The 19,071-nt window shown below is 65.4% G+C and carries 16 protein-coding genes; 7 read left to right on the forward strand and 9 right to left on the reverse strand.

From position 1 onward, the window contains the following. Nucleotides 1–113: 113 nt before the first annotated feature. Entirely contained in the window at nt 114–350 is a 237-nt protein-coding gene (locus tag AB7F10_RS09060; protein ID WP_428564336.1) for a hypothetical protein, read from the reverse strand. Nucleotides 351–447: 97 nt separating this feature from the next. Further along, a complete protein-coding gene (locus AB7F10_RS09065; RefSeq protein WP_428564339.1) occupies nt 448–744 on the reverse strand; it encodes a hypothetical protein in 297 nt (98 codons plus the stop codon). Nucleotides 745–881: 137 nt separating this feature from the next. Here AB7F10_RS09065 and parC point away from each other — a divergent pair, with 137 nt between their 5' ends. After that, complete coding sequence (gene parC / locus AB7F10_RS09070) at nt 882–3,218, forward strand: DNA topoisomerase IV subunit A (RefSeq protein WP_428564342.1); 2,337 nt, start codon at nt 882–884, stop codon at nt 3,216–3,218. A 15-nt stretch (nt 3,219–3,233) separates the two neighbouring features. Here the strand turns inward: parC and AB7F10_RS09075 are convergent, their stop codons facing one another. The 4 genes from AB7F10_RS09075 to AB7F10_RS09090 all read right to left on the reverse strand — a co-directional run bounded on the left by AB7F10_RS09075 (nt 3,234) and on the right by AB7F10_RS09090 (nt 7,953). After that, a complete protein-coding gene (locus AB7F10_RS09075; protein ID WP_428564345.1) occupies nt 3,234–5,696 on the reverse strand; it encodes a cation:proton antiporter in 2,463 nt (820 codons plus the stop codon). A 181-nt stretch (nt 5,697–5,877) separates the two neighbouring features. Next, nucleotides 5,878–6,552: a response regulator gene (locus tag AB7F10_RS09080; protein WP_428564348.1), complete on the reverse strand. Its 675-nt coding sequence runs from the start codon at nt 6,550–6,552 to the stop codon at nt 5,878–5,880. A gap of 108 nt (nt 6,553–6,660) precedes the next feature. Next, nucleotides 6,661–7,407, reverse strand: coding sequence for an arginyltransferase (locus AB7F10_RS09085; protein WP_428564351.1), 747 nt, complete (start codon nt 7,405–7,407; stop codon nt 6,661–6,663). A 36-nt stretch (nt 7,408–7,443) separates the two neighbouring features. Further along, on the reverse strand, nt 7,444–7,953 hold the full coding sequence (locus AB7F10_RS09090; protein WP_428564354.1) for an RDD family protein: 510 nt from the start codon (nt 7,951–7,953) through the stop codon (nt 7,444–7,446). A gap of 153 nt (nt 7,954–8,106) precedes the next feature. Between AB7F10_RS09090 and AB7F10_RS09095 the strand changes: the two genes are divergently transcribed. Next, nucleotides 8,107–9,342 (forward strand): threonine ammonia-lyase, encoded by a 1,236-nt coding sequence (locus AB7F10_RS09095; protein WP_428564357.1) that lies wholly within the window; start codon nt 8,107–8,109, stop codon nt 9,340–9,342. A 169-nt stretch (nt 9,343–9,511) separates the two neighbouring features. Here AB7F10_RS09095 and AB7F10_RS09100 read toward each other — a convergent pair whose 3' ends face one another. From AB7F10_RS09100 to AB7F10_RS09110, 3 genes are all read right to left on the reverse strand, one after another. Then, on the reverse strand, nt 9,512–11,830 hold the full coding sequence (locus tag AB7F10_RS09100; protein ID WP_428564360.1) for a xanthine dehydrogenase family protein molybdopterin-binding subunit: 2,319 nt from the start codon (nt 11,828–11,830) through the stop codon (nt 9,512–9,514). 26 nt (nt 11,831–11,856) lie between these two features. Beyond that, nucleotides 11,857–12,933, reverse strand: coding sequence for a porphobilinogen synthase (gene hemB / locus AB7F10_RS09105; protein ID WP_428564363.1), 1,077 nt, complete (start codon nt 12,931–12,933; stop codon nt 11,857–11,859). 82 nt (nt 12,934–13,015) lie between these two features. Further along, nucleotides 13,016–14,548, reverse strand: coding sequence for an FAD-dependent oxidoreductase (locus AB7F10_RS09110; RefSeq protein ID WP_428564366.1), 1,533 nt, complete (start codon nt 14,546–14,548; stop codon nt 13,016–13,018). Between the two features lie 166 nt (nt 14,549–14,714). Between AB7F10_RS09110 and AB7F10_RS09115 the strand changes: the two genes are divergently transcribed. The 5 genes from AB7F10_RS09115 to mmsB are packed head-to-tail and all read left to right on the forward strand — an operon-like array spanning nt 14,715 to nt 18,922. Continuing rightward, the gene (locus AB7F10_RS09115) at nt 14,715–15,854 is read left to right on the forward strand and encodes an acyl-CoA dehydrogenase family protein (RefSeq protein ID WP_428564369.1); all 1,140 of its coding nucleotides are present in this window, start codon (nt 14,715–14,717) and stop codon (nt 15,852–15,854) included. A gap of 43 nt (nt 15,855–15,897) precedes the next feature. Beyond that, nucleotides 15,898–16,458, forward strand: a complete 561-nt coding sequence (locus tag AB7F10_RS09120) for a hypothetical protein (protein WP_428564372.1) — start codon at nt 15,898–15,900, stop codon at nt 16,456–16,458. Between the two features lie 7 nt (nt 16,459–16,465). Further along, nucleotides 16,466–17,524 carry an enoyl-CoA hydratase/isomerase family protein gene (locus AB7F10_RS09125; RefSeq protein ID WP_428564375.1) on the forward strand — a complete coding sequence of 353 codons (1,059 nt, stop codon included), beginning with the start codon at nt 16,466–16,468 and terminating at the stop codon, nt 17,522–17,524. Continuing rightward, entirely contained in the window at nt 17,521–17,976 is a 456-nt protein-coding gene (locus AB7F10_RS09130; protein WP_428564378.1) for a DUF6163 family protein, read from the forward strand. The genes AB7F10_RS09125 and AB7F10_RS09130 overlap by 4 nt, the downstream gene beginning before the upstream one ends. Nucleotides 17,977–18,028: 52 nt before the next feature. Next, nucleotides 18,029–18,922 (forward strand): 3-hydroxyisobutyrate dehydrogenase, encoded by an 894-nt coding sequence (gene mmsB, locus AB7F10_RS09135; RefSeq protein ID WP_428564381.1) that lies wholly within the window; start codon nt 18,029–18,031, stop codon nt 18,920–18,922. Nucleotides 18,923–19,071 lie beyond the last annotated feature (149 nt).

Here is a 19,071-nt window from a genome sequence, read left to right on the forward strand (position 1 = left end):
TTTGTAGGGGGCATGATCTTGTCCGAAAACCGGTTCCCACTTTTCGGGATCATGCCTAATAAAAAACCGGCCCGGTTTGCACCGGACCGGCTTGTTCATGCTCGCGTGAGCAATCAGCGCCAGTAGCGCTTGCAGACGCGGTTGACGTGGCAACGGCGGCCATAGGGGCCGACGCGGCAGACGCGCACGTTGCGGCAGTTACGATACCAGCGAACGTCCTGGACATTCGAGGTCTGCTCGGCGGCGCTGCCGAGCGCAAGCCCGTTGACGGTCGCGGCGCTCGCCCCGGTGGAGGCGGCAAGGCCGAGGCCGGTCGCGACGACGGCGGACAGCAAGAGTGTTTTGATCATTGTTCTCTTTCCTTTTTGCTTGACGACGACGTTAGAACTCAAAACCGGTCCGGCTTGTCACCGGACCGGTTGTCGAACACGGACGTGGGTCACCGGCTCAGTAGCGATAGTAGCGATAGGGCCGGTGCCGATAGTGATGGCGATAGGGGCGGTAGTACGGCCGATAAGCCGGACGCGTGTGGTAGCAGCTGCGCCGCCAGGTGCAGCCATAGGGGCCGCAGACGCGGACGCGCCGGCAGACATAAGCCACGTTCTCGGCGAGGCTGGTGTCGTCGATGGCGGCGGCGACGCCGGCGGGGCTGGACACGGTCATCGCGCTGGCGGTGCCGGTCGTCAGGGCACCGGCCGCGAAAACGGCAGCTGCGGCGCAGAGAGCGAGCAGGGTCTTACGCATCGTTTCCTCCGAGGCTGAAAAATAGGTAACACGGAATCGTCATTCTGGTTGCCGATCCTAGGATGGAAATTAGGAAAATCCGATGGCCAAGCCGTTCATCGCTTGTTCATCGCAGAATCACGCATTAGTCAGGGGCCATGGGAAAACGTCTGATTCCCCCGGAACCTAGTCACGTCCAGGAAGTCGCCCTGCGGGAGGCGCTCGAGGAGCGCTATCTCGCTTATGCGCTGTCCACCATCATGCACCGGGCGTTGCCCGATGCGCGCGATGGCTTGAAGCCCGTGCACCGCCGCATTCTTTACGGGATGCGGCTCCTGAGGCTCGACCCCGGAGCGGCGTTCAAGAAATCCGCCAAGGTCGTCGGCGACGTGATGGGCAACTTCCATCCGCACGGCGACCAAGCGATTTACGACGCCCTGGTGCGGCTCGCGCAGGAGTTCGCCCAGCGCTATCCGCTGGTCGACGGGCAGGGCAATTTCGGCAATATCGACGGCGATAACGCCGCGGCGATGCGCTACACCGAGGCGCGGCTGACAGACGTCGCGCGCCTCCTGATCGACGGCATCGACGAGGACGCGGTCGACTTCAAGGCGACCTATGACGGCGGCTCCGACGAGCCGGTCGTGATGCCGGCGGCGTTCCCGAACCTGTTGGCGAACGGCTCGCAGGGCATCGCGGTCGGCATGGCGACCTCGATCCCGCCGCACAACGCGGCCGAGCTGTGCGACGCCGCGCTGTTCCTGATCGATAACCCGAACGCGCGCAGCCGCACGCTGCTGAAATACGTTCAGGGACCGGATTTCCCGACCGGCGGCGTCGTGGTCGACGGCAGCGCGGCAATTGCGGAAGCCTACACGACGGGACGCGGCTCCTTCCGTGTGCGCGCGAAATGGCGCACGGAAGACGCCGGGCGCGGCACCTATCAGATCGTCGTCACGGAAATCCCCTGGCTCGTCCAGAAGTCGCGGCTGATCGAGAAGATCGCTGACCTCATCAACGAGAAGAAGCTGCCGATGGTCGCCGACCTGCGCGACGAGTCGGCCGAGGATGTGCGGCTCGTCATCGAGCCGCGCTCGCGCACGGTGAATGCCGAGCTTCTGATGGAGTCGCTGTTCAAGCTGACCGATCTTGAATCGCGCATTCCGCTCAACATGAACGTGCTGGTGAAGGGGCGGGTGCCGAAGGTGCTCGGTCTCGCCGAGGCGCTGCGCGAATGGCTCGATCACCGCCGCGACGTGCTGGTGCGGCGCTCCAAGCACCGGCTTGCCAAGATCGAGCACCGGCTCGAAGTGCTCGGCGGCTATCTGGTCGCCTATCTCAACCTCGACAAGGTCATCAAGATCATCCGCACCCAGGACGAGCCCAAGCCCGTCCTGATGAAGACCTTCAAGCTGACCGATGTGCAGGCGGACGCCATTCTCAACATGCGGCTGCGCAACCTGCGCAAGCTCGAGGAGATGGAGATCCGCGGCGAGGATAAGGCGCTGCGCAACGAGCGCACCGAGATCAAGGCGCTGCTCGGCTCGGTGCCGAAGCAATGGAAGACCATCGCCGGCCAGATCAAGGAGCTGAAGACCGTTTACGGCCCGAAGACGCAGATCGGCAAGCGCCGCACCACCTTCGCCGAGGCGCCGGAGCACGACGAGGCCGCGATCGAAGAGGCGATGCAGGTGCGCGAGCCGGTGACCGTGGTGGTCTCCGAAAAGGGCTGGATCCGCGCGCTGCGCGGCCACGTCAGCGACCTGTCGGGCGTCACCTTCAAGACCGGCGACAGTCTGCAATTCGCATTCCCGACCGAGTCGACGGCCAAGGCGCTGCTGTTTGCGTCGAACGGCCGGTTCTACACCATCGAGGTGTCCAAGCTGCCGGGCGGACGCGGCCACGGCGAGCCGGTGCGGCTTTACATCGACCTCGAACAGGATGCCGAGATCGTCTCCGCGTTCGCCTATCAGGGTGGCCGCAAATTCCTGGTGGCGAGCCACGGCGGCAACGGCTTCGTGGTGCCCGAGGACGAGTGCCTGGCCAACACCCGCAAGGGTAAGCAGGTGCTCAACCTGAAGGACGACAAGGCGGTGGCGGTTGCGCCGGTGACCGGCGAGTTGGTCGCCGCGATCGGCGAAAACCGAAAGATGGTCGTGTTCGAGCTCAAGGACGTGCCGGAGATGGGCCGCGGCCGCGGCGTGCGCTTGCAGCGCTACAAGGACGGCGGCCTGTCGGACATCGCCACCTTCAAGGCGGCCGAAGGACTGAGCTGGACCGACAGCGCGGGGCGCAGCTTCACGCAGTCGATCAAGGATCTGCGGGCCTGGCGCGGCAACCGCAGCGATGCGGGCCGCATCAAGCCGGACCGGTTTCTGACCGATCTGAAATTCCGCAGCGGCGTCGAGGCGGCCAAGGGCGGCAACGGCAAGGCTGGAAACGACAAGGCCGGCAGCGACAAGAGCGGGAAGGGCGGCGACGAGGCCGACGAATAATCCGGGCGTGCCCGGTCAGGTCGCGACGAACACCACCGTGCAATCGGCTTTTTCGAGCAGGCCGGCGGCGGTGTCGCCGAAATAAAGCTTCTCGCCCGTGCGTCGGGTCACGCCGCTGACGATCAGGTTGTGTTTGCGACGGGTGGCCTCCGCGAGGATAGCGGACGAGGTCTCGCTGCCGCCCATCGCGGCGGTCTTGGCTTTGACGCCGTAACTGCGGGCGATGTCTGAGACATCCTTCAGGAATGCGCGTTCCTGTTCCGTGAGGCGGTGGCGCTTTGCGCCTTTCTTGGCGGCATCGCCGCTGCTCGTCACGTAAAGGAACGTGATCGTCGCTTTGGTCGCGCGCGACATTACGATCGCGACTTCGGCGGCGCGTCGCGATGCGCCGGTGCCGTTGATCGGGACCAGCATGCTGAACTTGCTGTCCGGATCGTCATGAACGGTTCCGCGCGTGGTGACGATGGCGAGCGGTCCCTCAAAACCCTTGGCCATCGCGACGACGTCGGAATGAAACTCCTTGTCGTCGACCGTCATTTTCTCCAGACCGGCGATCAGGATGTCGTAACCCTTCTCGGCTTCTTCCGCGATCAGCTCGGTCGTCGGCACCTCGCGCACCAATGTGGTGAGGTTGGGCGCCGTATCGGTTTTTTCGTCCTTTTTCAGCGATTTTTGAACTTGCCGCGCGGCGTTGCTGACGATGACGGTCGCGCTGTCGGGCTTCTTCTCCTCCGGTTCGTCGCCGGATTTGGCGGCCTGGTTGGCGGTTCCGCCGTTCTCGGCCGCGACCTTCTCTTCGGCGGCCGCGGCGGCGTCGCGCGCCGCCTTGCCGCTGGTCGACGTGTCGGCGCCGGATGTATCGGCCGTTTTTGTGTCGGTCGCGGGCGCTTCGTCTCCGGCGGCTTTTGCGTCGGCTGTCCCGTCCTCGGCTTTCTTGTCGGTGCTCGCTTTGGTTTCGGTTTTGAGGCCGGTGAAATGCAGCACCGTTGCAGGCTTGCCGCGCAGACCCGCCAGCATGCCGCCGAGGCGGGCGGCGAACCGCGCATTGGCGCTGTCGTCGACGGCGATCAGCAGGCGGTCGATATTCGGCACGAAGCCCTTTTCTTCGAGCGCCTCCCGCTCGAGCCGGCGTTTCTCCTCCTTGCGCAAGGGGATGCGCGACAGCGCCCAGCGCAGCGTCGGCGGCATCGCCATGGTGGTGATGACGGCCATCGCGACGATCATGGTGAAGAGGTTCTGCGTCAGCGCGCCCATCGACAGGCCGACTGTGGCGATGATGACCTCGGTGGAGCCGCGGGCATTCATGCCGCAGGCGAGCGCAAAGCCCTCGCGGCGGGTAAGGCCGCCAAGTTCGGCGCCGGTGAAGGCGCCGCCGAACTTGCCGAGGCTTGCAATCAGCACGAGACCGATGGTCAGCAGCGCAATCTGCGGGTCCGCGAGCACGGTGAGGTCGGCGCTCAAGCCCGCGATTCCGAAGAACACCGGGGCAAAGAAGGCGGTCGTCAGGCCGCGCAATTCGTCATCGATGTGCCGCGTCAGGATCGGCGACTGCCCGACCAGAATGCCGGCGATGAAGGCGCCGAGCACGGTGTGAACGCCGATCAGATGCGTGATCAGCGCCATGATCGCCATGATGCAGAGGATGGCGGTGATGACCGGGAATTCGCTTTCGAAATTGTCGTTGACCCAGCGGATCACGAAGAACACCGCGCGGCGGCCGACCGTGAAACTCGCGACGAGGAAAATCGCGGTGCCGATCACGCTTTGAGCGATCGACACGGGATCGATCTGTCCCTGCAGCGCAATCGAAAAGATGATTGAGACGATGATCCAGCCGATGCTGTCGTCGATGATGGCGGAGGCGATGATGACCTGGCCGACGACGCGGCGCATGAAGTTCATCTCGCGCACCACCATCGCCACGATCTTCACCGAGGCAATCGACAGCGCGGTGCCGAGAAACAGCGCGGTGATGAGGCGCTTGTCCGGCGCGGGCAGCATGTGCTCGGGCAGGAACATGCCGAGCGTGACGCCGCAGACGAACGGCACCACGATCCCCATCGCGGATGCGTAGAAGGAGGCCCTTCCGGTCTGGCGGACCAGCTTGAGGTCGGTTTCCATGCCGGTGAGCAGAAGCAGCAGCAGGATGCCGAATTGCGAAATGGCGTCGATCATCGCCTTCTGTTCCGGCGTGCGCGGGAACAGCATGTGCTGAAGGTCGGGCAGCACCGCGCCGAACAGCGAAGGGCCGAGGATCAGGCCGGCGATCAGTTGTCCCATCACGGCCGGCTGGCCGAGCCGCAGCATGAACTCGCCGAGCAGACGGCCGACGATCATCAGCACGACGATCTGGACGATGAAGACGACTTCCGAAGGACCGCTGCCGCCGGAGCCGGCGGCGCCCGCGCTTGCCGGCCACATCAGGACCGACAGCGCGAGGAGGGCGAGCAGTACGGCACGGCGGCCAGGCAATGTCATTAACGTCACTTTTCCCGAACGAGCCGGACAGTTGAGCAGAACCCGGAACGGTCATGCCTGGTTCCGTTCACGAATAACATGGGTGGCGTGCGCAAGACACCGCCAAGACCATGGCCCGTCCGGCCAATGCGGCGTTGCGCCGCGCTGCGGGAAAAAAAATAGGAGGGAAGCGGCGCGAAAGTCAGATCGCGACGGCGTTGATGGCGGGTTGCCGATTGCCGGGCCCGCGCCAGGGCAGCGGACGGCCGTAGCGGTCGGTCCGCTGCACGGGGAGTTCATCGTCGAGCCAGAGCATGTCGATCATCGCCTTGAGCGCGGCCTTCGGGCTCGGCGTTTCGCCGCCGCTGTGCAGAATGGCGGCCAGCAGCGAGGGATCGGAACTCAAGGCGCGCGCTTCCATGGTGTCGAGGATTTCCGCCAGGATATAGCGTCCGTCCTTCAGCACCAGCTTGTCGCGGTCCGCCAGCACGCGCTCGATTCGCTGCTTCAGCATCATCGGCGAGTAGGGCTTCGCCAGCACGGAATTGGCGCCGTGGCGGATCGCTTCCTCGACAAAGGTTTTGGTCGGATCGGTGACGGTGACGACGATCGGCGTGAAGCACAGGGGCACGATCGCCGGGTCGCGCAGCCCATAGATCAGACGCAGACAGGAGATGTTCAGCGGCAGATCGGCATCGACCAGTATGAGGCCGCTCGGTTCCGCCATCATGTCGCTCAACGCCTCGATCGGATGATCGTAGGCGCGGGTGCGCCGCACGCCGATCTGCGACAGCATCGTGCGCGTCAGCGAGAGCTGGAATTTCGACGCGTCGATGACGACGACTTCCAGCGATCCGGTGTTCGCGAAATTCCACATGACGGGTGCATTGGACACCAGTCGCGTAAACAACAACTGAAGGTTGTATTTTGATAAAATACGCGTTTTGCCCGGTTTGGCAATCCGGATTGCATGCGCGCCGGAGTGTTATTCGAACCGCGTCCAGCCGGCGGACAGCAGCCGCTCTTGCGGACGGAAGCGCCCCTTGTAATCCATCTTGCGCGAGCCGGAGACCCAATAGCCGAGATAGACGTAGGGCAGTCCCATGTTTTGCGCGCGCGCGATGTGGTCGAGGATCATGAAGGTGCCGAGCGAACGCTCGCGCTCGCCGGGCTCGAAGAACGAATAGACCATCGAGAGGCCGTCGCTCAGCACATCGGTCAAAGCGACGCCGAGAACGTCGCCGGAGCCGCGGCCATTGAGCCGTGAGTCCGGGCCGCGCAGCCGGTATTCGATCAGCCGCGTGTCGACGTGGCTGTCCTCGATCATCATGGCGTAGTCGAGCACGGTCATGTCGGCCATGCCGCCGTCGCGATGGCGGGCGTCGAGATAGGCGCGGAACACCGAATACTGTTCGGAGGTCGGCGTGGCGGACCGCATCTCGCCGAGCACGTCGCCGTTGAGATCGAGCACCCGGCGCATGTTGCGCGTCGGCTTGAAGTCGTCGACCACGACGCGCACGGAAATGCAGGCCCGGCAGGTTTCGCAGGCGGGGCGGTAGGCGATCGACTGGCTGCGGCGGAAGCCGCCGTGAGTCAGCAGATCGTTTAACTCGCCGGCACGCTCACCGACCAGATGAGTGAATACCTTCCGCTCTTCCTGGCCCGGCAGATAGGGGCAGGAGGTCGGCGCCGTGAGATAGAATTGCGGGGTATTGCGGGAGTGCTGTGTCACGGTGCCGCGTCCGCTGCCGTCAAGTGGTGACTTCGCTCATGCATGAACGCCGGCCATCCGCAACGACTGCGCCCGCGCCGCGTTGTTGATGACAACGGTGCCGAGGATGATGTCGTGCAACAGCCGCCGCCGCTGATTGAAAAAGCAGACCAGCAGGATGAACGGCGTGAAAAACGACACCGTCAGCCAGAACGCGATGGCGTGCATGGCGCCGAGCACGAAATAGGCCGGCTCGCCGTACCAGGTGCGCATTTCGAGATCCATCATTCGCATGCCGATCGTGGCGGACCGTGGCCCGCCGAGCGTCGCGCCGAAATAGCAGATCGCCCAGATCACGGAGGCCGGCGACAGGATCCAGTATAGCGCCCAGCCGATCCCCAGCGTCACCACGCCGAAGGCAAAAATGAACATCGCCGCGAGCACGATCGGGATCGCGATGACGACAAAATCGATGGCGAAGGCGAGAACGCGGCGCGCCAATACGCCCTCGAACAGTTCGGGGCTGGTGCCGGGGTCGTAGGCGTGGGGTTTGACGTCGATGGGCAAGGCTTCAAGTCCTCTCAGGTTCCGTCGCGCGCGCCAGCGCCAGCCGGCGGCCCATCCCGACAGGTGGAGATTAGACGATTCCAGTGCAAGATGGGTATCGGGCCGGCCGCCGCGGCCGGCCCGTGCGACAAAATCGCCGGTTTGGAGGGAGTTTTGAGCGCCAGTCTGGCCGTAACCCTATCGGACGTCGAGGCGGCCCGTCGCGTGCTGGCGGGCCAGGTGTTGCGCACGCCCATGCTGCCGGCCCCGAAACTCTCGGCGCTGACCGGCGCGGAGGTTTTCGTCAAATACGAGAACCTGCAGGTCACCAATTCGTTCAAGGACCGCGGCGCGCTGGTGAAGCTCACCGCGCTCGGCGAGGCGGAACGCCGCCGCGGCGTCATTGCCATGTCGGCGGGAAACCACGCCCAGGCGGTCGCCTATCATGCGGCGCGGCTTGGCATCCCGGCGACCATCGTGATGCCGGTGACGACCCCGTTCGTGAAGGTGGCGGCGACGCGCTCGCACGGCGCGGAAGTCGTGCTCGAGGGCGAGACGGTTGCCGAGGCGCAGACGCGCTGCGAGGCGCTGTGCCGCGAGCGCGGCCTGACGATGGTTCACCCTTACGACGATCCGCACATCATGGCCGGGCAGGGCACGGTCGCGCTCGAGATGCTGGAGGACCGGCCGGACCTCGACATGCTGGTGATCCCGATCGGCGGCGGCGGGCTGATCGCCGGCAACGCGATCGCTGCACGCGGCGTCAAGCCGGATATCGCCATCGTCGGCGCGGAGGCCGCGCTCTACCCGTCGGTGTGGAATGCGCTGACCGGCGACCGGCGCGCGATCGGCGGGCCGACGCTTGCGGAAGGCATCGCAGTCAAGAATGTCGGCACGCTGACGCTGCCCGTGATCCGCGCGCTGGTCTCCGAAATCGTGCTGGTCGACGAGGCGCAGCTCGAGCGTGCGGTGAACGCCTATCTGACGTTACAGAAGACGATGGCGGAGGGCGCGGGCGCCGCGGGCCTCGCCGCCTTGCTGGCGAAGCCCGACCTGTTCAAGGGCAAGCGCGTCGGCCTGATCCTGTGCGGCGGCAATATCGATCCGCGTATCGCCGCCTCCATCATGGTGCGCGAACTCGAACGCGACAGCCGCATCGTCTCGTTCCGCCTGTCGATCCCCGACCGGCCGGGCGTGCTCGGCCAGATCGCGACGCGGCTCGGCGAACTCGGCGCCAACATCCTCGCCGTCGAGCATCACCGTCGGTTTCTCGACATGCCGGCCAAGGGCGCCAAGCTCGATGTCACCATCGAGACGCGCGATCGCGCGCACGCCGATGAAGTGACGCGCGATTTCGAACGGGCGGGCTATCAGCCGGTCGCGATCGATACCGGCGGGGTGGTGGAATAACCCCGTCTTACCGGTTGGAATGCTCACCGTCATTCCGGGGCGCGCTGAAGGCGCGAACCCGGAATCCAGTTCCGCTGATTGTCTTCGTGTTGCTGGATTCCGGATCGCCACTTCGTGGCGTCCGGAATGACGGCGATGGCTTCAACAACCCGCTAGAGCATTTTCCGCTTTAAGCGCGCTTCTGCATCAGCTTCCAGAGCCGCTCCGGTGTCGCCGGCATCTCGACATGCGTCACGCCGAATTCCGCCAGCGCATTGACCAGCGCATTCGCGGTCGCCGGCATCGCGCCGACGCAGCCCGCTTCGCCCGCGCCCTTGACGCCGAGCGGGTTGGTCTTGGTCGGAACCGGATTGGCGTCGACGGTGATGGCGCAGAGATTGTGAGCGTGCGGGATCGCGTAATCCATGAACGAAGCGGTGACGAGCTGGCCGCTGTCGTCGAAATGGATGTCTTCCATCAGGATCTGCCCGACGCCCTGCGCGACGCCGCCGTGGATCTGCCCCTTGAGCAGCAGCGGATTGAGCACGGTGCCGACATCGTCGATCACGCTGTAGCGCGTGACCTGGGCGGCGCCGGTCTCGATATCGATCTCCACCTCGCAGATGTGGCAGCCGTTCGGGAAGTTGGCGAGATCGGCGCGGTGAACGGAGGTCGAGAACAGGCCGGGCTCCATGTCCTTCGGCAGCTTGGCCATCACGAAGGCGTCGCGCGCGACCTCCTTGATGGTCAGCGTCTGATTGGTCTTCGTCGACGAAAACACGCCTTCACGGAACGTCACGTCGCTCGGATCGACCTTGAGGTTGTGCGCGGCGATTTTGGTCGCCTTCTCTATGATCCGGTTGCTGGCGAGGAACAGCGCCGAGCCGGCCATCGCCGAGGAGCGCGAGCCGTTGGTGCCTTCGCCGTGCACCACCTTGTCGGTGTCGCCCTGCACATAGCGCACGTCGTCGGGATGCAGGCCGAGCCTGTCGCAGACAAGCTGCTTGAACACCGTTTCGTGACCCTGACCCTGCGCGGCGGCGCCGGAAAAGATCGTCGCGGTGCCGCTGCGGTCGAAGCGGACTTCGCCGGCCTCGATCGACGGGGCGGCGGCGCGCTCGATGGTGTTGGACAGGCCGAGGCCGAGCAGCTTGCCGCGCTTGCGGGCCTCCTTGCGGCGCGCCTCGAAGCCTTTGACGTCGGCCAGCTTCAGCGCGAGGTCCATGTTCTTTTCGAATTCGCCGGAGTCGTAGGTGAACGTCAGTCCGGTCTTGAACGGCATCTGGCTCGGCGCGATGTAGTTGCGCCGGCGCAGCTCGACCGGATCGATGCCGATTTCGGCCGCCGCGAGATTGACCATGCGCTCGATGACATAGGCCGACTCCGGCCGGCCATTGCCGCGATAGGGCCGCACCGGGTTGGTGTTGGTATAGACCGCCGAGACGTCGACGAAAATCGCCGGCGTGCGGTAGGTGCCGGCGAGCGTGCCGCAGTTGAAGACGAAAGCCGGCATCGACACCTGCAGATAGGCGCCGATCGCGGCCACGCTCTTCACGCGCAGCGCGAGGAAATGCCCGTCCTTGTCGAGCGCGAGTTCGGCCTCGGTGACGTTGTCGCGGGCCTGCGCGTCGGACAGGAAGGATTCCGTGCGGGTCGCGAGCCATTTCACCGGCCGGCCGGCGAGGCGTTTCGAGGCGAGCAGGACCAGCGGCACTTCGTTGGTGACCGGCGTTTTCATGCCGAAGGCGCCGCCGACATCGCCGGTGATGACGTGGACGGCGCTTTCGGGAACCTTCAGGACGATGCCGGCCAGCGCGGCGCGGAAGTTATGCGGCTGCTGGGTGCCGTTGTAGATGGTGTAGCGGCCGTCCGCCGGATTGTAGACGCCGATCGCGCCACGCGGCTCCATGCAGACGGCCGTGACGCGGTTGATGACGAAGCGGTGCCTGGTGACGTGATGGGCCTTGGCGAAGGCGGCATCGACCGCGGCCTTGTCGCCGATCAGTTCGCCGAAGCCGACATTGTTCGGTGCGTTGTCCCACACAAGCGGCGCGCCGGGCTTTGTCGCCTCCGCCGTCGAGGTGACGGACGGCAGCGGCTCGTAGTCGATCTCAACCAGTTCGGCGGCGTCATGCGCCTGCGCGGCGGTTTCGGCGACGACAAAGACAACGCAGTCGCCGACCCAGCGCACGCGGTCCGCGGCAAGGATCGGATAGCCGGTCTTCGGCATCGGCGAGCCGTCGGGCAATTTCAGTCCGCCGTGGCCGGGCAGGTCGCCCCAGCCTTCAGCCGCGAAATCGCCGGCGGTGAGGACGCAGAGCACGCCGGGCGCGGATTTCGCAGCTTCGACATCGACCGACTTGATCTTCGCATGGGCATGCGGCGAGCGCACCACGACGCCGTGGGCCATGCCGGGCATCTGGAAGTCGTCGATATAGCGGCCGCCGCCGCGGATCAGCCGCGGATCTTCGAAACGCGGCACGCCCTGGCCGATTGCGAAATCACCCATGCTTCGTGTCTTCCCGAATTGTTGTTTTAGGAATTGGCGGCCGAGCGGATCAGTTCGGCGGCGCGCGGTGCGAAATATGTCAGGACGCCGTCGCAGCCGGCGCGCTTGAAGGCGGTGAGCGCCTCCATGATGGTGCGGTCGGCGTCGAGCCAGCCGTTGTTGATGGCGGCCATCAGCATCGCGTATTCGCCGGACACCTGATAGGCGAAGGTCGGCATGCCGAACGCGTCTTTCACGCGGCGCGCGATGTCGAGGTAGGGCATGCCCGGCTTGACCATGATCATGTCGGCGCCTTCCGCGATGTCGAGTTCGACTTCGCGAAGCGCCTCGTCGGAATTGCCGGGGTCCATCTGATAGGTGCGCTTGTCGCCGGTCAGCGTTTTCGCGGAGCCAACGGCGTCGCGGAACGGGCCGTAAAAGGCGGAGGCATATTTCGCCGCGTAAGCCATGATCGAGACGTCGGTGAAGTTCGCGCCGTCGAGCGCCTTGCGGATCGCGCCGACGCGACCGTCCATCATGTCGGACGGCGCGATGATGTCGCAGCCGGCTTCCGCCTGCACCAGCGCCTGCTTCACCAGCACGGCCACGGTGTCGTCGTTGACGATGATGCCCTCGCGCAGCAGGCCGTCATGGCCGTGGCTGGTGTAGGGGTCGAGCGCGACATCGGCGAGAATGCCGACCTCCGGCACTTCCTTCTTGATCGCGCGGATGGCGCAGCACACCAGATTGTCGGGGTTGAGCGCCTCGGCGCCGTCCTCGTCGCGGAGCGACGGGTCCGTGTAGGGGAACAGGGCGATGCAGGGGATTGTCAGCTTGGCGGCGCGCTCGGCCTCGCGCACCGCCTGATCGACCGAGAGCCGCTCGACGCCGGGCATCGAGGCGATCGCGGCGCGCGCATTGTTGCCGTCCATCACAAATAGCGGCCAGATCAGATCGTTGGTGGTGAGAACGTGCTCCTGCACCATGCGGCGCGCCCAGGGCGCACGGCGGTTGCGGCGCATCCGGGTCGCGAGATCGAGCGCGGTCGTTTCCGCCGCGGCATCGTCGCCGGCGGGCGTGAAGCGGACGCGGCTTTCGATCGGGCGGCCGAATTTGATCGCCATGGGCAAGTCTCCCATCTTCGGGACGTCTCGGTCCCGAAGGATGGGCCGGTTTTAGCGGGTCCGCCCCGCATGCGCCAGCGGTTCAGGCCGCGGCCTGTTTTTCCATCGCCAGCGCGGCGTCGAGGCTCGCGTGGTCGCGATCAATCGAAGCAACCGCCAGAACGCGGCCGTTTTGGACATATCGCACCACGCAGTCACGCCCGGCGATGTCGCCGTCGATTTCGATCGAGTCCCACTTTTCTGCATGGCCGACATAATTAATCGGCACATCGTAGTGCTGGCTCCAGAAGAACGGCACGGCGCGGAATGGCGTCGGCTCGCCAAGGATGTTCAGCGCGGCGGTCTGACCCTGCCGCTCCGCGACGACCCAGTGTTCGACACGGATGGCCTGACCGGAAATCGGGTCCGGCCAGCGGGCGATATCGCCGGCGGCGTAGATGCCCGGCGTGCTCGTTTCAAGATATTCGTTGACGGTGACGCCGCGGTCGATAGAGAGGCCGGCCTGCTCGGCGAGCGCGAGGCGGGGACGCACGCCGACGCCGACCACGACGAGGCCCGCTTCGAGCGTGCCGCCGCTCTTGAGCGTGACGTGACTGTTGGCGATGGCCGTCACGCTGTCCTCAAGATGGAAGTGGACGCCGTGGTCCTCATGCAGGGCGCGAATGAAATCGCCGAGTTGCGGACCGAACACGCGCTCGAGCGGACGCTTCTCGGGCGCCACGACATGGACCTCAATTTTGCGGGCGCGCAGGGCTGCGGCGGCTTCGAGACCGATGAAGCTGGCGCCAATCACCACGGCGCGGCTCGTCTCGCCCGCACCGGCGATGATGGCGCGGCAGTCGTCGAACGAGCGCAGGGTATGAACATGCGGCAGGTCGGCGCCGGGCACGGGGAGCCGCACCGGCTCCGCGCCGGTCGCGAGCAGCAGCTTGTCGAACGGGACCGTGCCGCCGTCGTGCAACGTGAGCTTGCGGCCGGCGGGATCGAGCACCGTGACGTCGCAGCCGAGCTTCAGCGTGATGTCGTTGTCGGCGTACCATAGGGTATCGCGCAGCGGCACCCAGTCGTCCGGCGCGCTGCCGGCGAGATAGTCCTTGGAGAGATTGGGGCGATCGACCGGCGCGGCGGAGTCGTTGCTCAACATCGTGATGCTGCCGGCAAAGCCGCGCCGCCGCAGCATCTCGGCCGCGGCAAAGCCCGCGGCGCCGCCGCCGACGATGACGACGCGGCCGGACCACGGCCTGGCGATCTTGCGCGGTGAGGTTTCGCGCTTGTTGCCGACGACGATCTTGCCGTCGCGCTCGGTCACGTCCCAGCAGGTGAGCGGGCTGAGGGCCGGCGCGGCGAGCGGCTCGCCGTTGCGCAGGTCAAAGCAGGCGTGATGCCACGGGCAGCGGACCGTGTCGCCGACCAGAAGCCCCTCGGCAAGCGGCCCATGATAGTGGGTGCAGTGCGCGGCGACCGCTGACACGCGCCCGCCGTGGCGGACCAGCAGAACTTCCTCGTCACCGACGTGACCGGCAAGCATCGCGCTTTCGGCGAGCGCGGCGGCGGGAATGCCCTTGGTGAGATCCGGGCCTTTCGGGTCGGCGTCGCTGGTGGAATGATCGGACATGGAGGCTCCTCCGGGTTCAGGGCCATCCGCCGGTTGCGCCGGGTGGCATTCTACCGCATGAGATGCGCAAAAGGCCGGAAAGGTTCCGAAACGGACGAAGTTTCCACGCGCGGTTGCAGCCGGCCGCGTGTGCTGGATAATCGGAGCGGGGACGCGGGCAGCCATCATGGATTTCGATCTCACCGACGATCAGCGGGCCTTCCAGTCGACCGCGCGTGCTTTCGCGCATGATGAAATGATGCCGCATGCGAAGGACTGGGACGAGGGTGAGATCTTTCCGGTCGCGGCGCTGCGCAAGGCGGCGGAGCTTGGGTTCGGCGGCATCTATGTGAAGGACGACGTCGGCGGGTCGGCGCTGACGCGGCTGGACGCCGCGATCATCTTCGAGGAACTGGCGCAGGGCTGCACCTCCACCGCCGCCTATATCTCGATCCACAACATGGCGGCGTGGATGATCGACGCCTTCGGCAACGACGACCAGCGCAGGCGCTTCCTGCCGAAGCTCTGCACGATGGAGCACTTCGCGAGCTATTGCCTGACCGAACCGGGCGCGGGCTCCGACGCCGCGAGCCTCGCGACCAAGGCGCGGCGCGACGGCGACACTTACGTGCTCGACGGCGCCAAGGCTTTCATCTCCGGCGGCGGGCGCTCCGACATCTATGTCGTGATGGCGCGCACGGGCGAGGGCGGCCCGCGCGGCATTTCCTGCATCGTGGTCGAGAACGGCACGCCGGGCCTTTCGTTCGGCGCGCAGGAGAAAAAACTCGGCTGGAAGTCGCAGCCGACCGCGATGGTGATGTTCGAGAATTGCCGGGTGCCTGTCGCGAACCGCATCGGTGCGGAGGGGCAGGGCTTCAAGATCGCGATGGCCGGCCTCGACGGCGGCCGGCTCAATATCGGCGCCTGCTCGCTGGGCGGCGCGCAGTTCTGCCTCGACCGCACCATCGACTACATGAAAGAGCGCAAGCAGTTCGGCACCCGGCTCGCCGATTTCCAGGCATTGCAATTCCGTGTCGCGGATTATGCGACGGAACTCGACGCCGCGCGGTTGCTGCTGCATCGCGCCGCACATGCGGTGACGAACGGGGAGTGCCACGGCACGCGGCTCGCCGCGCAGGCGAAACGCCTCGCCACCGATGTCGGCTTTGAGGTGGTCAATGGCTGCCTGCAACTGCACGGCGGCTACGGCTATTTGCGCGATCATCCGATCGAACGGGTGTTGCGCGATGTCCGCGTTCATCAAATACTGGAGGGCACCAACGAGGTGATGCGGCTGATCGTCAGCCGCGCCATGCTTGCGAACTGACGGCGTAACCAGAAAACGTGATCCGGAAATACGGGAGAACGACATGGAGCAGCTTCCGCGAAAATACCTGACGCGCGACGAGATGATGAAGCGCGTGGCGCGCTTCAAGGACCTCAAGGGCTCGGACGGCGGCCTGCCGGATTCGAAGATGCCGGGCTGCGAGCGCATGCTGTTCAACGTCATCGGCTTCCAGCCGCCGCAAGGCATCGGAGAAAATGCGACCTCGCCGGTCGGCGACGACGCAGCGCGCATGGCGGCGATCAAGATCCGCGAAGGATTCAATCTCGGCTATTGCAAGGCGAAGCCCGGCCACGGACCGGAGATGCACAACCACGACACCAACGAGACCTTCATCTGCATGACCGGCAAGTGGCGCGCGAGCTGGGAAGACGAGCAGGGCAAGGTCGATCACGTCGATCTCGACCCGCTCGATGTCATTTCGTTTCCGCCCGGCATGATCCGCCGCTTCGAGAACGTGACCGGCGGCGACCCGAACACGGACTCGATCCTGATGTTCGTGATCGGCGGCGATGCGCCGCAAGCCGAGTTCACCGACGAAGCGATGGATCGGCTGGTCAAGGCCGGCGCCTGGAAGCCGAACTGACGCCCGCGTGAGCGCCCCCGCCGAAATCCTGTTCGAGCGCCGGGGCGCGGCCGGCATCGTCACGCTGAACCGGCCGCAGGCGCTCGGCGCGGTAACGCACGGCATGGTGCTTGCGCTGCGTGCGCAGCTCGACGCCTGGGCGGATGACGCCGCGGTGACGCGCGTCATCGTCACCTCGGCACCGGGGCGGGCGTTCTCGGCGGGCGGCGATATCCGCGCGCTCTATGACCTCGGCCGTGCCGGACAGCATGACAAAGCCTTGCAGTTCTGGCGCGACGAGTATCCGCTCAACACGGTCATCAAGACCTACCGCAAGCCCTATGTGGCGTTGATCGACGGCATCGTGATGGGCGGCGGTGTTGGCGTTTCGGTGCACGGCTCGCATCGCGTCGCCGGCGACAAATATGCGTTTGCGATGCCGGAGGTCGGTATCGGGTTTTTCCCCGATGTTGGCGCGACCTGGTTCCTGCCGCGGCTGCCGGGCCGGCTCGGCACCTATTGCGCGCTGACGGGCGACCGCCTCAATGCGGCGGATGCCTGCGCTGCGGGACTCGCGACCCACCGCGTTGCGTCGTCGCGTTTTGCGGAATTGCTCGATGCGCTTTGCGGCAATGTGTCGGTCGATGCGGTGCTCGCCGCCTTTGCCGAAGCCGCGGAGGAGGGGCCGGTTGCGCCGCATCGCGCCACGATCGAACGCCTGTTCGATGGCGAGAGCGTCGAGGCTATTCTGGCGAAGCTCGACAGGGAGGCAGCGGGCGGTGCCGCGGCGGACTGGGCGGGGAAGGTTGTGGCGAACATCCGCACAAAATCACCGACCAGCCTCAAGGTCGCGCTCGCGCAGATGCGGCACGGCGCAGGATGGACCTTTGCGCAGTGCATGCAGGCCGAATTTCGCATCGTGTCGCGAATCGTCCGGGAGCATGATTTCTACGAGGGCGTGCGCGCCGCGATCATCGACAAGGACAACGCGCCGCGCTGGCAACCCGCCACGCTCGATGCGGTGACGCCGGTCGAGATCGAGCGGCATTTTGCGGCGCTCGATGCCGGAGACCTCGATTTGTCATGACCGACCGTCTGGACGATCACGATCAGGACGCTCACGGCCTCGAGCCGGTGCACACCGAGGAAGAGCATCTCGGCGTCGGCATCTGGACGTTGCGGCTGATCCTGTTCTTGCGCGTGATGGCCGGCGTCTCGATGATCAAGGGGCTGTTCCACTGGTCGGCCTTGCTGGGTATCGGCGCCGGCCCGCAGGGCGGCTTCGAGACACATTCGGTGTCATGGCAATCGGCGACGATCTTCTTTGCGGTGCTCGATCTGATCGCGGCGGTCGGCCTCTGGCTCGCCGCGACCTGGGGCGCGGTGGTCTGGCTCGCCTCCGTCGCGTCGATGCTCGTGCTCGATCTGTTTTTCCCGCAGATTTTCGATGGTGGCATTCTTCTCAATGTCTTCGAGATGGCGTTGCTCTTTATCTATGTCTGGCTTGCGATAAGGTCGGCACAGGAACAAACGAAATAGCGGCGCTGCCTTGCGCGCGTCATGGTGAGAGTAGAGCTGGGGAGGAACGGCAATGGCGCATGTCGCATTCATCGGTCTCGGCAATATGGGCTTGCCGATGGCGCAAAATCTCATCAAGGCCGGTCATCAGGTCACCGGCGTCGATCTGTCGACGGCAGCCAAGGACAAGCTCAAGGCGTCGGGCGGCGCGCTGGCGGACAATGCGGGCGCTGCCGCGCGCGAGGCTGACGTCATCGTCACCATGCTGCCCTCCGGCAAGGAGGTGAGGGCGCTTTATCTCGATGCCGGTGGCATCGTCGCGAGCGCGAAGAAGGGTGCGTTGCTGATCGACTCCTCGACCATCGATGTCGAGTCGGCGCGCGCCGTCGCGAAGGCGGCGACGGAAAAAGGACTGTTGATGGTCGATGCTCCGGTGTCCGGCGGCGTCGGCGGTGCGAGCGCCGGGACGCTCACCTTCATGGTCGGCGGTAGCGATGCGGCCTTTGCAAAAGCGAAGCCGTTTCTCGATGCGATGGGCAAGACCATCGTTCATGCCGGCGGCGACGGCAACGGGCAGGCGGCCAAGATCTGCAACAACATGATCCTCGGCATCTCAATGATCGCGGTGTCGGAGGCTTTCGTGCTCGCCGAGAAGCTCGGCCTCGACCCGCAAAAGCTGTTCGACATCTCCTCGAAGTCGTCCGGCCAGTGCTGGTCGATGACGAGCTATTGCCCGGTGCCCGGGCCGGTGCCGGCTTCGCCCGCGAACCGCGACTATCAGGCGGGATTCACTGCGGCGATGATGTTGAAGGATCTGAAACTGTCCCAGGATGCGGCAAAGGCGGCGGGTGCTGTGACACCGCTCGGCGCCGACGCATCAAGCCTCTATTCACGTTATGTCGAGAGCGGGGAGGCGGGGCGCGATTTTTCGGGCATCATCCGCTTCATTCGCGGCGGCGCGGCGTGACAGGGTGAACGCGAGGTAACGACGTTTCGCGCAAGTTGAAGCGTCAACACACCGTTCACCCTTGCAAATAAACCCAATCTTTATGGTGTTGTTTAAGCGGATTTTAGATTGCCGCCCTTAATGTCGGCGCATGGTGCGGGGAAAACAGG

Origin of the sequence: Pseudolabrys sp. (assembly GCF_050250095.1) — a bacterium.
Taxonomy (GTDB): domain Bacteria; phylum Pseudomonadota; class Alphaproteobacteria; order Rhizobiales; family Xanthobacteraceae; genus Pseudolabrys.